Raw genomic sequence first — 12,344 nt, forward strand, 5'->3', positions numbered from 1 at the left:
GAAAAGGTGACAATCGTGTTAAATCTAAAACAAATTGAATTCTGTTTAGAGAAGATAGGCGACATGTTTCCCCACGCGGAGTGTGAACTTGTTCATTCCAATCCTTTTGAATTAGTGGTGGCAGTCGCATTATCTGCGCAATGTACAGACGCACTTGTAAACAGGGTGACCAAAACATTATTTCAAAAATATAAACGGCCGGAAGACTATTTATCTGTTTCTCTGGAAGAGCTTCAGCAGGATATCAAATCAATCGGTCTGTACCGTAATAAAGCAAAAAATATTCAAAAACTGAGTAAAATGATTATTGAAGATTATGGCGGAGAAGTACCGAAGGACCGTGATGAGCTTGTGAAACTCCCAGGAGTTGGCCGGAAGACCGCCAATGTTGTCGTATCTGTTGCCTTTGGCGTACCGGCCATTGCAGTGGATACACACGTCGAGAGGGTCAGCAAGCGTCTGGGAATCTGCCGGTGGAAGGATTCGGTGCTGGAAGTCGAAAAGACACTGATGCGCAAGGTTCCTAAAGAAGATTGGTCCGTTACCCATCATCGTCTCATATTCTTCGGAAGATACCACTGTAAGGCACAATCGCCGCGCTGTGCGGAATGTCCATTGCTTTCTCTGTGCAGAGAAGGGCAGAAGAGAGATAAAAAAGGGCTGGTGAAACGATGACGGCAGCGAATGAATTGTTAGCTTCTTATGAGCAATATTTGCGCAGTCTAGGACACATTGGCTTCTCTGATATCAAGGAACCATTAAGGATTAATCCTTTGTATTTTGACTTCTGCGAGGCCACGCAGGACATATTGCCATGGGAAAACAGCGGCAAGTACGTTCCGTATCTATTTCAAGTGTGGGAAGAAACAAAAGAATCACTTCTCCCTGTATTTCAAACAAGAAAGTCCAGATGCGACCAAAACGACATGCTTAAAGGGATTGTATGTTTACTGGCTTCATTTCATTGGACAGCGGGTGAGCGGGTGATATCGCTGAATTGGTCAGAACTGACAAAGAAATCATTTCCGGCTAAGCCGATTAATTGGGCTGAACGAGTGGAGTTCATTTTGCTGAAGCCGACCCAGTATCATTGCTTTATCCAGCTAGATGAACTTTTTACAGAAATGAAGAAGCATTTCTATAAGCATCACGCGATGAAACGATAAAACCTCCCCTAAAAAGGAGGTTTTTTTGTGCAGAAAAAAGCCACCACCTTTTAAAGGGTGATGGCTTTGTCTTTAATTCGTTTTTTCAGTTGATGATGAATTCGTTTGTGTATTGTCAGATGTATTTGTTTTGTTTTTATCTGTATTAGATCCTGATGAATCATCCGTTGAGTCACCATCTGACGCGTCCTCTTCTTTGCGGCCGTTGTTATTGTTGCTGTTATCGTTAGATTGGTCTTGGTTGCTGTTGTCGGACGGATTGGTGTTCGTGTTGTCTTGTTTTTTATCTTGATCGTTTGTTGAATCATCTGTCTGATCTTGATCTGTCTGACTGTCATCTGTTTGAGAATCATCAGTTTGTGTGTCATCCTGAGTCTTCTCATCATCTTTATTTTCATCATCCGTTTGCTGCTGGTCTTCTTTATCTTCATCCTCTTCGGCTTTTGGCACTTCATAGGATGTTGACGCTGAACTTTTGCCATCATCACTGACGGCTGTCACTTCGAATTTGTATACAGAGCCTGGCTGCACGCCCGAAATGACTGCTTCTTTTGCAGAGCTGTTTTGAACTTCAGAGTAGCTGCCGCCATCAACAGATTGCTTAACAGCAAAGGTCGCATCTCCGTCGTACTTCCAGCTTAATGTCAATGATTGATTATCTTTATCATATTTCACACTTAAACCAGACAGTTTTGCTGTTTCTTCTTTCTCTTCTTTCTCATATGTTTTAGAAACAGTAGAAGGGGATGTACCTTTTACAAAGTACTCTGTGACCTTTTTATCGCTTGGCGTATTCGGCCCTGCCAGTTTTGCCGGATTAGAGCCTTTTTCCACAGTCGCTTCCACTACGCTATCAGGTTTCTCAAATGATCCGCTTCCGTCATCGACTTGGGCGATGAGCTGTGCAAATAGACGTTTTGCGACTTGCTGTTCCGTTTTATTTAAAGATTTTTTCCCTAACTTGTTTTGTGAATCTACACCTGTCCATACAGCAGCAGTGTACTGAGGTGTATACCCGACAAACCAGGAATCAGGCACACCGCCCGGTGCGATATTGTACTTTTGTATTGTATCTTCATTAAAGTTTGTTGTTCCTGTTTTACCGGCTACCTCGACTCCAGGTACTTGTGCAAGCTGTCCAGTACCTGTCTTAACAGCTGTTTTCAGCATATCTGTAATCATAAAGGCTGTATAATCGCTCATTGCTGACTTAGATTTCGGTGTTAAGTCAAGCTTTGTTCCATCGTTAAATTCAATAGACTTCACAAAATGCGGTTCATTATACGTTCCGTTATTTCCAAATGCGCTGTATGCTCCTGCCATTGTCAGAGAAGAGACACCCGGGTTGTCATCTCCGAATCCTCCAATAGAGTAGGATTCATACACTTTTTCCTTATTTAAACCGAGTCCCAATCCATTAGCAAAATCCACTGCGGCGTCTTTTCCGACTGCTTGGAATGCTTTTAAAGCTGGGATATTACGGGACTGTGCCAGTGCTTCCCGCATGGACATAGGCCCTTTATATCGACGGTCAAAGTCACGGATAGGTGTTCCATCTGAATACGTATAAGCTGAGTCATCAATTTGCTCGTAAGTGGACCATTTTTTATTTTCAATAACTGGACCGTAGTCTAGGATTGGTTTTATGGTAGAACCAGGCTGAGTTTTTGCTTGAGTGGCATAGTTGAAGCCCCCAACTGTTGAGTTTCTTCCGGAACCGATTGCCCGGACTTCACCAGTTTTTGTGTCAAGAAGCGAAACGCCGCCTTGCATTCCTTCAGTAAATCCGACAGTCTCCCCATCCATTAATTCATCTAAAGTGTCTTGTGCTTTTGTATCCAGTGTTGTATAGATCTTTAATCCGTCAGCAGATGGATCGACATCAGATTTTTCATCTATTTCTTTCATGACTTCATCGACAAACGCGCTGTATTTGTTTGAATTTGTTTTTTCATATTCCTTCTGTGAAACAACGCCTTCATCTTTCATCGCCACTTTTTTGGCTTTAGTATATTGAGAATCAGAAATAAATCCTTGCTTTTTCATCAGGCTGAGTACAATGTTCCGTCTTTTTTCCGCTTTATCAGGATTTTTAACCGGATTGTACGCTGTCGGGCTTTGCGGCATACCCGCAAGTGTCGCAGCCTGTTCCACTGTCAATTTGCTTAAATCAGTGACGCCGAAAAATTCTTCCGCCGCTTTTCCGATTCCGTAAGCTCTAGGAGAAAAATAAATTCGGTTTAAATACATTTCTAAAATTTCATCTTTAGAATAATTACGTTCCAGCTGTATAGAAAGCCAGACTTCTTGCACCTTCCGTTTCAGCGTTTTCTGATGTGACAGAAGGGAGTTCTTTACGACCTGCTGGGTGATGGTACTTCCGCCTTCAGCTCCGAAGCCGTCTTTAAAGTTGGCGACTAAGGCGCCTCCGATACGGACAGGGTCAATCCCGTGGTGTTCGTAAAAACGTGCGTCCTCTGTCGCGATAAAGGCTTCTTTTACGACATCAGGTATTTCATCTATCGAGACGTAGGTACGCTTTTCGGCACCGACTTCTGCGACTTCTTTTCCGTTTTTATCATAAATAGTTGAAGAATAAGGCGTCTTCAATTTGTTTTCATTCAGTGATGGCGCATCAGAAACCATGACGGCAAATGTAACGGCACCGCCGACTACCCCTAGGATAAACAGAATGAGTAAAGTGAATAGCGTCTTTTTAAACAAACCGCCTTTTTTTCGTTTCTTGCCTTTTTTCGGTGAAGGGCTCGACTTGCTGTTCGCTTTACGTCGAGCTTCACGACTCGTAAATTGATCTGACATAACATCTCAACCTTTCGTTAATCAACCTTTCGCACTAGATGATGGCGAAAAATAAAGCTGCTCAATAATACTAATATAATCAATTCTTGGCGCGTATCCAAGAGAAATCGGATAAGCTGCTTCCTCTAACTCATCTTTTCGAATGGATTTTCTGCCGTTTTTTTCTTTTCTTTCCCAGAAATAAAACAGCTTATCGGCTTCTAAAAAATAAACCTGACCGAAAGCGGATATAATAACAAAACAAATACCGTCTTGAGCCTTTACCTGCTTCATATGCTCAATTTGATGGTCATGGAAATTCTGCAGGGGGAAAGAGGTTTTGTTTTTTGTCTCTTTCGCCTCAAAGTCAATGTACCGCCCTTTATAAATTCCGTTATAATCTGTTGTCGATGATTGTTTAAAATAGGCTTCTTTTATGACTGCAGCGCTTCTTTTTGGATAATGGACATTTACAATTTGAACAGGTGTCGGCTTTTTGTGTATCACGGCAATTTGGTTTGTCAGATAATACTTATTCGTTTCGTTTAAGTCATCTTCGAGGGTCATTCCGCGATTACTGTAAGATGGCGCTCTTTTATGACTGTTTTGGGATGAAACCGGATGTTTCGGCTGAAACGTTTTTCCGTTAGGATACCGAATCACTTTCTCATCCTCCTTATTAAACTATTAGTGACGGAAGTGAATGAACGTGCAAGAACAACAGGCCATCAGAAAGCTTCTTCGCCGGATTGAACGGCAGACGGCAGTCGAAAACGCCGATAATATTTCAAGAACGAATGCTTACAAAGCATTCTATGACCGTCATCCAGAAATTAAATGGTCACTCTTAGCTTCCTTCGTTTCACGCAATGCCGGCTGGTCAATGACTGATTTAAAGGGCAGTCTGTTTCAGCTTGGTCTGCGTGAGTCACAGCAAAGGTGGTTCTTTTTGGCCTACGAGAGAGCGAATTGGCTCATCTTTTCAGATGCCTATCCGCAGCTTCTTTTGTACCACTGGTCTGTAAAAATCGGGAAGCCCCTGTTCAACTATCTGCAATTGTTTGGCGTATCACAATTTATGACAGAAGAGTGGACCCGTTTTTGGCATGAACGAAACACGGAGCGGCTCATGTATGCTCTCATTATAAATGAACAAAACACTATCCAAACACCTATTATACAAAATCCTTCGTTCAAAAAGAACGTTTTTGGCACGATTCCTTTTTATTTAAGTGACTGGTTTCATTTCAACACCGTTATTTTTCCTTCTTCAGACGGCATTCTTTACGGTATTTCGGCCAAGCGTTTTTCTAAAACCGAAGAAAGGATAAGGCTCGGAAAACAGCTGTCACAATTGCTGTTCAGTCCGGAACTGTTTTCCTCTTTTTATGACTTTTTGCACACAGTGCCGCATACAGGCTCCCGTTTTGATATGGAAAAAATGATCGGAATCACAAAAAGGACATCTCCTATGCTAAGGACATGCTACCCTGAATTAACTCACTCATTAGACGGAAAGAAAACAGATTGGTTTCATGGAAAGATAAAGAAAGGCCTCTTTGCACGGGAGGCATTGTCGCGGCAGATAGAATTGACCGACTGGTATGTAAATAAAAAACGTCAGCTGCATGCGCTCTTTGCGGTGGAGCATTGGCTGAAGAAATAAAAGAAGCAAGGAATTTCCTTGCTTCTTACGTAGAAGGGCGGTTCGGGCCGCCTAGTTTTTTATCTAAAGAATCAACTGCTTTTGATTCCGTCTTTTTTTGCTGGCCGGCTTTTTTCGGTCTAGATTTCATACGGCACCTCCTCACAAGTATCGTGTGCATTAAGCGTGAGGATCATACAATTTTTGCGTGTCTTTTTGTCGAAAACTTCAGCTTTTCGTGGAATACCTGTTTGTTTGGCGATTTGCTTCTAGTTTTGTCATGCGGAAGGATTGCGCCGTGCGAGCAAAGAATTTAACCGGGAGAGAAGAGTAAAGGGAGGAACACAAATGTCCGGTTACGTAAGCAAGACAGATATTCTCCGAATGCTTTCTGATATAGAAACTGAAATAAACTGTGCTGAACAGAGCCTTAGCCGTTCTATAGATGTATTCGAGGCTGAAATGCGTGAAACGGAGGACGAACGTTTGAGTGTTCTGGAAGAAGAAATCATGGATCTTCATATATGTATAAACGAACTGTACCGATCCCCTCAAGAGAGGTATGCTGTGGACAAGGTATACCGTATCGGCTGAATTTATGAGCAAAATTTGGTACGATAAGCTATGAGGTGAAGGATGTTGCAACCACAAACATTGCTGAAAGTTACCGAGCAGATGATTGAAGCCGCTGAAACAGGTGCTGCACGATATCAGGAAGGGAAAGAAAATAACCATTCGTACGATTTTTTTGAGACGATAAAGCCTGCTGTGGAGGAGAATGATGCCCTGGCAGCTCACTGGGCGGAAGGGACGCTTGAATTTATAAAGGCTCGCCGCCCGAAATATGTGCATGCTGAGCAAATAGAGACCGCAAAAGATAATTTCCTGGAATTGATTCTTCAGTCATATGTTCATCACATTCATAAAAAGCGATTCAAAGACATCACTGAATCAGTCATTTACACATTGCAGACAGTGAGGGATGAAATTGCAAGTGAAGACAGCCAATAAGGCTGTCTTCATTTTTATTATAGGGGGCCGGACATTAATTCAGCTCATATGCCGGGCTTTCTGCTCCATTTGCTTCCAGAACCTTCATACTGTTACGAAATTCAGTTGCGTTGAGGTGTCCTTGAATATAGAGGAACTTGGCAAAGTCCATCAGTTTATTCACACAGTCTGTTTCATATTTCTTCATTTCTGCAAAACGTTTGGTTAAGTATGATACGTTCATTATGGTGCATCCCCTCTCATCTGTATTGAAAATATGGTATCATAATGATTCGACTTTTTTCTGTTTTTAAAAAATTTAAACTTTCGACACAATTTGACAAACACGCTTGATGGCATCAGACACAAACAAAAGAAATGATTCATATATATATAGGAGAGAAACTGTTGAGTCTAGGGGGGAAATCGCAATGAAAAGGAGACCTCAAAACGATCCTCGGCAATTGGGTTATTATTACCCTCAGCAAGTGCAGGGATATTATCAGCAGAATGCGCCTGTTCATTCTGAACAGTACGTTCCGCAGCATTACGGACAACAGGAGTTTTATCAGCCGTATATTCCGCCTCAGTCTATGCCTATGCAGCCGCCGGTATTTCCTAATCCTTATCCTATTCCGAGACCGAATCAGCAGCAGCCTTCACAGGTTCAAAGTATTATGTCACAATTCAAAAAAGCGAACGGGCAGTTTGACTTTAATAAAATGATGGATACGACAGGCCAAGTCATGAGTGCCATGAATCAAGTCGGCTCATTAATAAAGGGATTTACCAGCTTTTTCAAATAACAGAAGCATGAATGAATCAAATCATTCATGCTTATTTGTTGGGAAGAAAAGCGTCATTGTCTGCTCACTCCATGACGTTACCATTTCTTCCTTGTGTACCTCATAAGGCAGCTGTACGGTTCTAGTCATGCTTGTTAATGTGGAGGCGTTTTGCTCCTTCTGTTTTTCCTGAAGCGTTACATGGAGGTACCGGGACTTAATGTCGATGAGAATCTCGCCATCTCGAAACGTTGCTGGAATTGTGATATCGACATACAGCCCGTCATCACTTTCTCTGACGTCTATCGTTGTCTGTACATCTTTGAAACTAGAGTCGATCAAGTTTTGAAAACCATGTAAAAGATTTCCTAATGCAGAAGACTGAAACAGATGGTCCATTGCTTGATTGATGATCTCTTCTTTCTTAGACAATTCATTCTTTTTGTCATCTTTACATTCCAAATGAGCCACCCCCTTTTTTTATCAGACTATGCGTTTGTGCCGGATGTTGTTATAAATTGAAGCGAAATTGAAAGTGTGGTTAAATAGGTGGTGAATGAAGGGATAACGGTTGATGAATTGGAAGGGAGATAACACATTGCTGAAAAAATTATTCGGAATGGGAAAATCAGAGGAAAAAATTACGGAAGAGGTCATCTATTCTCCGGCAGACGGGACGGTAATGGATCTGACAGATGTGCCGGATCCTGTTTTTTCACAAAAAATGATGGGCGAAGGAATTGCAGTTGAACCCTCTAATGGTGAAATTGTTTCACCTGCTGAAGGTGAAGTGATTCAGCTGTTTCATACAAAACACGCCGTGGGCATCCGGACACGTTCGGGAATCGAGCTGTTAATTCACGTCGGATTAGAAACCGTAAATATGAATGGAGAAGGATTTACCGCTCATATTAAAGAAGGTGACAAAGTAAAGGTCGGCGACCCGCTCATCACGTGTGATTTGGAGTTAATAAAAGAAAAAGCGAGCAGCACAGTCATCCCAATCGTCATTATGAATGGGGAAGCTGTGGAAACAATAGAGCCTGCAGGCGAAAAGGCTGCACACAAAGGCGAAACAAAGCTGTTCACAATAAGAGCGAAATAAGCAGGGCGGATGCCTTGCTTTTTTGTTGTCCGATTGTATAAAATTTGCACCTAGCCATGCAAACAAATATTCGGTAAACTGTACTTGATAAAGAGGTGTAAAGAATGAAAAAGAAATCACTGACTGAACTCATTTCTGAATTGAAAGGAAATGAAAACGTTGTGAACTGGCATGAAATTGAGCCTCGTGAAGCAAGGACAAGGCCGATGCCTGAACGTATAGATGAGAGACTCAAAACAGCCCTTTCCAAAAGAGGAATTGATGCCTTATATACCCACCAATATGCCGCTTTTCAATATGTGCAAAAAGGTGAAAGCATTGTAACTGTAACGCCTACGGCATCCGGAAAAACATTATGCTACAACCTGCCTGTCCTGCAATCTATCGCTGAGGACGATACAAACCGGGCGTTATATTTATTTCCTACTAAAGCGCTGGCCCAGGATCAAAAAAGTGAACTCAATGAAATCATTGATGAGATGGGCATTGATATTAAAAGTTTTACATATGACGGAGATACATCTCCAGCGATCAGACAAAAAGTCAGAAAAGCAGGGCACATTGTGATTACAAACCCTGATATGCTCCACTCGGCAATTCTTCCGCATCATACAAAATGGGTGAGTCTGTTTGAAAATCTTAAATATATTGTGATAGACGAACTGCACACGTATCGCGGTGTATTCGGAAGCCATGTGGCAAATGTAATCCGCCGGCTGAAACGGATCTGCCGGTTTTATGGAAGTGACCCGATCTTTATTTGTACCTCGGCAACGATCGCGAATCCAAAGGAATTGGGAGAGCAGCTGACCGGAAACTCAATGAGGCTGGTCGATGACAACGGTGCACCAAGCGGACGGAAGCACTTTGTATTTTATAATCCTCCAATTGTTAATCAGCCGCTTAACATCAGAAAAAGCGCAACAGTAGAAGTAAACGAGCTGGCGAAAGAGTTCCTGAAGAACAAAGTGCAGACCATTGTTTTTGCCAGAAGCAGAGTCCGGGTGGAAATTATTTTAAGCCATATTCAAGAGCTTGTGAAAAAAGAGATCGGGACAAAGTCAATCAGAGGCTATCGGGGAGGCTATCTTCCGAAAGAGCGGAGAGAAATCGAAAGAGGGTTAAGAGAAGGCGAGATTTTAGGAGTTGTCAGTACGAATGCCTTAGAGCTTGGTGTTGATATCGGACAGCTGCAAGTGTGTGTGATGACGGGTTATCCTGGAAGTGTGGCAAGTGCATGGCAGCAGGCGGGACGAGCCGGCAGAAGGCACGGTGAGTCTTTGATTATCATGGTCGCCAATTCAACACCGATTGACCAATATATTGTGCGCCATCCTGAATACTTTTTTGACCGTTCGCCGGAATCGGCAAGAATCAACCCGGAGAATCTAATTATTTTAGTTGATCACTTAAAATGCGCTTCTTATGAACTTCCTTTTAAAGCCGATGAAGAGTTTGGGCCGCTGGACGTCAGTGATATTCTCGAGTACCTTCAGGAAGAAGGTGTCCTGCACCGCAATGGGGAACGTTATCATTGGGCAAACGAATCGTTTCCTGCTTCCAATATCAGTCTGCGTTCGGCTTCACAAGAAAATGTGGTCATTGTCGATCAAACGGATATTGCGAATGTGAGAATCATCGGTGAAATGGATCGGTTTAGTGCGATGACGCTTCTTCATGATGAAGCGATTTATTTGCATGAAGGCGTGCAATTCCAAGTGGAAAAGCTTGATTGGGATCATAAAAAGGCTTATGTCAGAAGAGTTGATGTGGAATATTACACGGATGCCAATCTGGCAGTCCAGCTGAAGGTGCTGGAAATTGACAAAACAAAAGAGAGGAGCCGTACATCCCTACATTACGGCGATGTTACGGTAAATGCATTGCCAACTATTTTTAAAAAGATTAAGATGACTACTTTTGAAAATATCGGATCAGGCCCTATCCATTTACCGGAAGAAGAACTCCACACGAGTGCGGCTTGGCTTGAAATCAAAACAATTGATGAAGACATTGGAGAAAAGACACTCGAACAGCTGCTTCTCGGCATATCGAATGTTTTGCAGCATATTGTCCCTGTGTATATTATGTGTGACCGAAATGATGTCCATGTCGTTTCGCAAATCAAAGCTGCCCATACCGGTTTGCCAACGGTATTTTTGTACGACCATTATCCGGGCGGAATCGGCTTGGCAGAGGAAGTCTTTACACGGTTTGCTGACATTAATGAAGCGGCTAAGCGGCTGATAAAACAATGCCCTTGTCATGATGGCTGTCCGTCTTGTATAGGTACTGAAATAGAAGGAATAAAAGCCAAGGAACGAATTTTACAGCTGTTGGACCAAATGTCATAAGGAAAGGAGGTTAGGCATGTCGTTAAAAGGAAAACTCCAGCGTATGAAAAAGCATATGGTGCTGGAGGAAGCAGAACACAAGATAGAAGAGAATGGGACCTCAGACATTCGCTCTGATATACCGTTTCTTAAAGAGTGGGAGGCTTATGGCGTGAAGCCTTTCTTCTTTGAGGATGAATACTGTCTGATCAGGGAAGTAGAATATCCGCTCTCCCATCGGCACGGACATTACTGTTTTTCCGAGCTTGATGAAGTCATCGCGTTATGGAATAAAAGCAGCCTGTCGCATACACTATCTGCAAAAGGATATGAAAACAACAGCCTCTTTTTCTTTGATACAGAAACAACAGGTCTTGGCGGTGGAGCCGGCAATACGATTTTTTTGCTCGGCCATGCAAGGGTATATAAAGATCGAGTGGTAATCAAACAGCATCTTCTGCCCAAACCGGGGAATGAAGTCGCCTTGTATCAGAGCTTTTTAAGCGAGGTTGATATTACATCACTTGTTACCTACAACGGAAAAGCTTTTGATTGGCCGCAGGTAAAAACAAGGCATACACTGATTCGTGACAGAGTTCCGAAGCTCCCGGAATTCGGGCATTTTGACCTCTTGCATGGAGCAAGGCGTTTGTGGAAGCACAAAATGGAACGCGTGTCGCTTGGCTCAGTTGAAAAAGAAGAGCTCGGCGTACGCAGAAAAGAAGACACCCCGGGCTATTTGGCACCGATGCTGTACTTTCATTTTATTAAGGCACAGGAACCGGATCTTTTAAAGGGTGTGCTGCACCATAACGAGATGGATGTGCTGTCGTTAATTTCACTGTACATTCATATGTCAAAGAAAATTCTTTCCGCTTCTGATATGCCAAAAGAGCATAATGAAGCTTACGCAATGGCGAAATGGTTTATGGCCCATAAGGAAACAGGCCAAGCAGTCAATCAGCTTGAAAGACTTAAAGAAAAGTCATTTGAAAATAAAGACAGAGCCCTTTTAGATTTATCAATGCTGTACAAAAAACAAAACCGCCTAGAAGATGCAGTCCCGCTTTGGGAGAAACTATCTCATTCTCAGCACCAGAAATGCAGGTACACTTCAGCGATAGAGCTTGCGAAATATTTTGAGCATAAGAAAAAGGAATTCGGGAAAGCTTTACATACAGCTGAACAATTACTTGCCGATGAGGCATCCTTATCAGAAAAAGAAACGGAAAATCTGCACGTGAGAATTGCCCGTCTGAAGAGGAAATATTCCTCTTAAATATTCCCCGGGAAAGCGCAAAAGACGACTTCTTTCGCCATGAAATTTTTTTGCTGGATTCACATCGATTTTGTTGTAGAATACCGGCGAATCCTGTAAAATGACGTTAGTTATTTTTAAAGGGAGAGTTGGTATGTATAAGGGTGTTTTTTATTTGTTCTTCGTCGTTGTGTTTTTGATTGCTTTCGTATTTTCAAACTTTAAAGACAGCTTAATTGCACACTTTTAAAATAGGTCTTTGC

General features: G+C 42.4%; 15 protein-coding genes. 10 read left to right on the forward strand and 5 right to left on the reverse strand.

Features of this window, described 5'->3' with window-relative positions; all coding sequences use genetic code 11:
- Positions 1-15: 15 nt before the first annotated feature.
- Complete coding sequence (nth, locus tag DIC78_RS20280) at positions 16-675, forward strand: endonuclease III (RefSeq protein WP_010334708.1); 660 nt, start codon at positions 16-18, stop codon at positions 673-675.
- The gene (locus DIC78_RS20285) at positions 672-1,166 is read left to right on the forward strand and encodes a YpoC family protein (protein ID WP_103671772.1); all 495 of its coding nucleotides are present in this window, start codon (positions 672-674) and stop codon (positions 1,164-1,166) included. The genes nth and DIC78_RS20285 overlap by 4 nt, the downstream gene beginning before the upstream one ends.
- 72 nt (positions 1,167-1,238) lie before the next feature.
- Here DIC78_RS20285 and DIC78_RS20290 read toward each other — a convergent pair whose 3' ends face one another.
- Both DIC78_RS20290 and recU read right to left on the reverse strand, forming a co-directional pair.
- Positions 1,239-3,986 (reverse strand): PBP1A family penicillin-binding protein, encoded by a 2,748-nt coding sequence (locus tag DIC78_RS20290; protein WP_106020013.1) that lies wholly within the window; start codon positions 3,984-3,986, stop codon positions 1,239-1,241.
- 21 nt (positions 3,987-4,007) lie between these two features.
- Complete coding sequence (gene recU, locus DIC78_RS20295; RefSeq protein WP_024121833.1) at positions 4,008-4,628, reverse strand: Holliday junction resolvase RecU; 621 nt, start codon at positions 4,626-4,628, stop codon at positions 4,008-4,010.
- 40 nt (positions 4,629-4,668) lie between these two features.
- On the opposite strand from recU, the gene DIC78_RS20300 reads away from it, so the two are divergent.
- Positions 4,669-5,631 (forward strand): DUF2515 domain-containing protein, encoded by a 963-nt coding sequence (locus DIC78_RS20300; RefSeq protein WP_106020012.1) that lies wholly within the window; start codon positions 4,669-4,671, stop codon positions 5,629-5,631.
- 25 nt (positions 5,632-5,656) lie between these two features.
- Here DIC78_RS20300 and sspM read toward each other — a convergent pair whose 3' ends face one another.
- A complete protein-coding gene (gene sspM, locus DIC78_RS20305) occupies positions 5,657-5,761 on the reverse strand; it encodes an acid-soluble spore protein SspM (RefSeq protein ID WP_010334703.1) in 105 nt (34 codons plus the stop codon).
- 197 nt (positions 5,762-5,958) lie between these two features.
- Between sspM and DIC78_RS20310 the strand changes: the two genes are divergently transcribed.
- Positions 5,959-6,204: a DUF5446 family protein gene (locus DIC78_RS20310; RefSeq protein ID WP_095713163.1), complete on the forward strand. Its 246-nt coding sequence runs from the start codon at positions 5,959-5,961 to the stop codon at positions 6,202-6,204.
- A gap of 45 nt (positions 6,205-6,249) precedes the next feature.
- Positions 6,250-6,621, forward strand: a complete 372-nt coding sequence (locus tag DIC78_RS20315) for a YppE family protein (protein ID WP_024121830.1) — start codon at positions 6,250-6,252, stop codon at positions 6,619-6,621.
- Between the two features lie 34 nt (positions 6,622-6,655).
- On the opposite strand, the gene DIC78_RS20320 is transcribed toward DIC78_RS20315, so the two are convergent.
- On the reverse strand, positions 6,656-6,844 hold the full coding sequence (locus tag DIC78_RS20320; RefSeq protein WP_106020011.1) for a YppF family protein: 189 nt from the start codon (positions 6,842-6,844) through the stop codon (positions 6,656-6,658).
- 187 nt (positions 6,845-7,031) lie between these two features.
- On the opposite strand from DIC78_RS20320, the gene DIC78_RS20325 reads away from it, so the two are divergent.
- Complete coding sequence (locus DIC78_RS20325; protein WP_024121828.1) at positions 7,032-7,406, forward strand: YppG family protein; 375 nt, start codon at positions 7,032-7,034, stop codon at positions 7,404-7,406.
- Between the two features lie 21 nt (positions 7,407-7,427).
- Here DIC78_RS20325 and DIC78_RS20330 read toward each other — a convergent pair whose 3' ends face one another.
- Positions 7,428-7,847 carry an Hsp20/alpha crystallin family protein gene (locus DIC78_RS20330; RefSeq protein ID WP_106020010.1) on the reverse strand — a complete coding sequence of 140 codons (420 nt, stop codon included), beginning with the start codon at positions 7,845-7,847 and terminating at the stop codon, positions 7,428-7,430.
- A gap of 136 nt (positions 7,848-7,983) precedes the next feature.
- On the opposite strand from DIC78_RS20330, the gene DIC78_RS20335 reads away from it, so the two are divergent.
- The 4 genes from DIC78_RS20335 (at position 7,984) to DIC78_RS20350 (ending at position 12,331) form a co-directional block, all read left to right on the forward strand.
- Positions 7,984-8,490: a PTS sugar transporter subunit IIA gene (locus tag DIC78_RS20335; RefSeq protein WP_106020332.1), complete on the forward strand. Its 507-nt coding sequence runs from the start codon at positions 7,984-7,986 to the stop codon at positions 8,488-8,490.
- 104 nt (positions 8,491-8,594) lie between these two features.
- Positions 8,595-10,844 (forward strand): ATP-dependent helicase MrfA, encoded by a 2,250-nt coding sequence (gene mrfA, locus DIC78_RS20340; protein WP_127696828.1) that lies wholly within the window; start codon positions 8,595-8,597, stop codon positions 10,842-10,844.
- A 16-nt stretch (positions 10,845-10,860) separates the two neighbouring features.
- Positions 10,861-12,102 (forward strand): ribonuclease H-like domain-containing protein, encoded by a 1,242-nt coding sequence (locus DIC78_RS20345; protein WP_106020008.1) that lies wholly within the window; start codon positions 10,861-10,863, stop codon positions 12,100-12,102.
- A gap of 100 nt (positions 12,103-12,202) precedes the next feature.
- Positions 12,203-12,331: a hypothetical protein gene (locus DIC78_RS20350; protein WP_003230707.1), complete on the forward strand. Its 129-nt coding sequence runs from the start codon at positions 12,203-12,205 to the stop codon at positions 12,329-12,331.
- The last annotated feature ends 13 nt before the right edge of the window (positions 12,332-12,344 follow it).

Source organism: Bacillus halotolerans, from assembly GCF_004006435.1.
Taxonomy (GTDB): domain Bacteria; phylum Bacillota; class Bacilli; order Bacillales; family Bacillaceae; genus Bacillus; species Bacillus halotolerans.

Bases quoted from the DNA above. Each gene is read 5' to 3' on its own strand.
- DIC78_RS20285 (WP_103671772.1), top strand. From the start codon at position 672: ATGACGGCAGCGAATGAATTGTTAGCTTCTTATGAGCAATATTTGCGC.
- DIC78_RS20290 (WP_106020013.1), bottom strand. From the start codon at position 3,986: ATGTCAGATCAATTTACGAGTCGTGAAGCTCGACGTAAAGCGAACAGC.
- DIC78_RS20300 (WP_106020012.1), top strand. From the start codon at position 4,669: ATGAACGTGCAAGAACAACAGGCCATCAGAAAGCTTCTTCGCCGGATT.
- sspM (WP_010334703.1), bottom strand. From the start codon at position 5,761: ATGAAATCTAGACCGAAAAAAGCCGGCCAGCAAAAAAAGACGGAATCA.
- DIC78_RS20310 (WP_095713163.1), top strand. From the start codon at position 5,959: ATGTCCGGTTACGTAAGCAAGACAGATATTCTCCGAATGCTTTCTGAT.
- DIC78_RS20320 (WP_106020011.1), bottom strand. From the start codon at position 6,844: ATGAACGTATCATACTTAACCAAACGTTTTGCAGAAATGAAGAAATAT.
- DIC78_RS20325 (WP_024121828.1), top strand. From the start codon at position 7,032: ATGAAAAGGAGACCTCAAAACGATCCTCGGCAATTGGGTTATTATTAC.
- mrfA (WP_127696828.1), top strand. From the start codon at position 8,595: ATGAAAAAGAAATCACTGACTGAACTCATTTCTGAATTGAAAGGAAAT.
- DIC78_RS20345 (WP_106020008.1), top strand. From the start codon at position 10,861: ATGTCGTTAAAAGGAAAACTCCAGCGTATGAAAAAGCATATGGTGCTG.
- DIC78_RS20350 (WP_003230707.1), top strand. From the start codon at position 12,203: ATGACGTTAGTTATTTTTAAAGGGAGAGTTGGTATGTATAAGGGTGTT.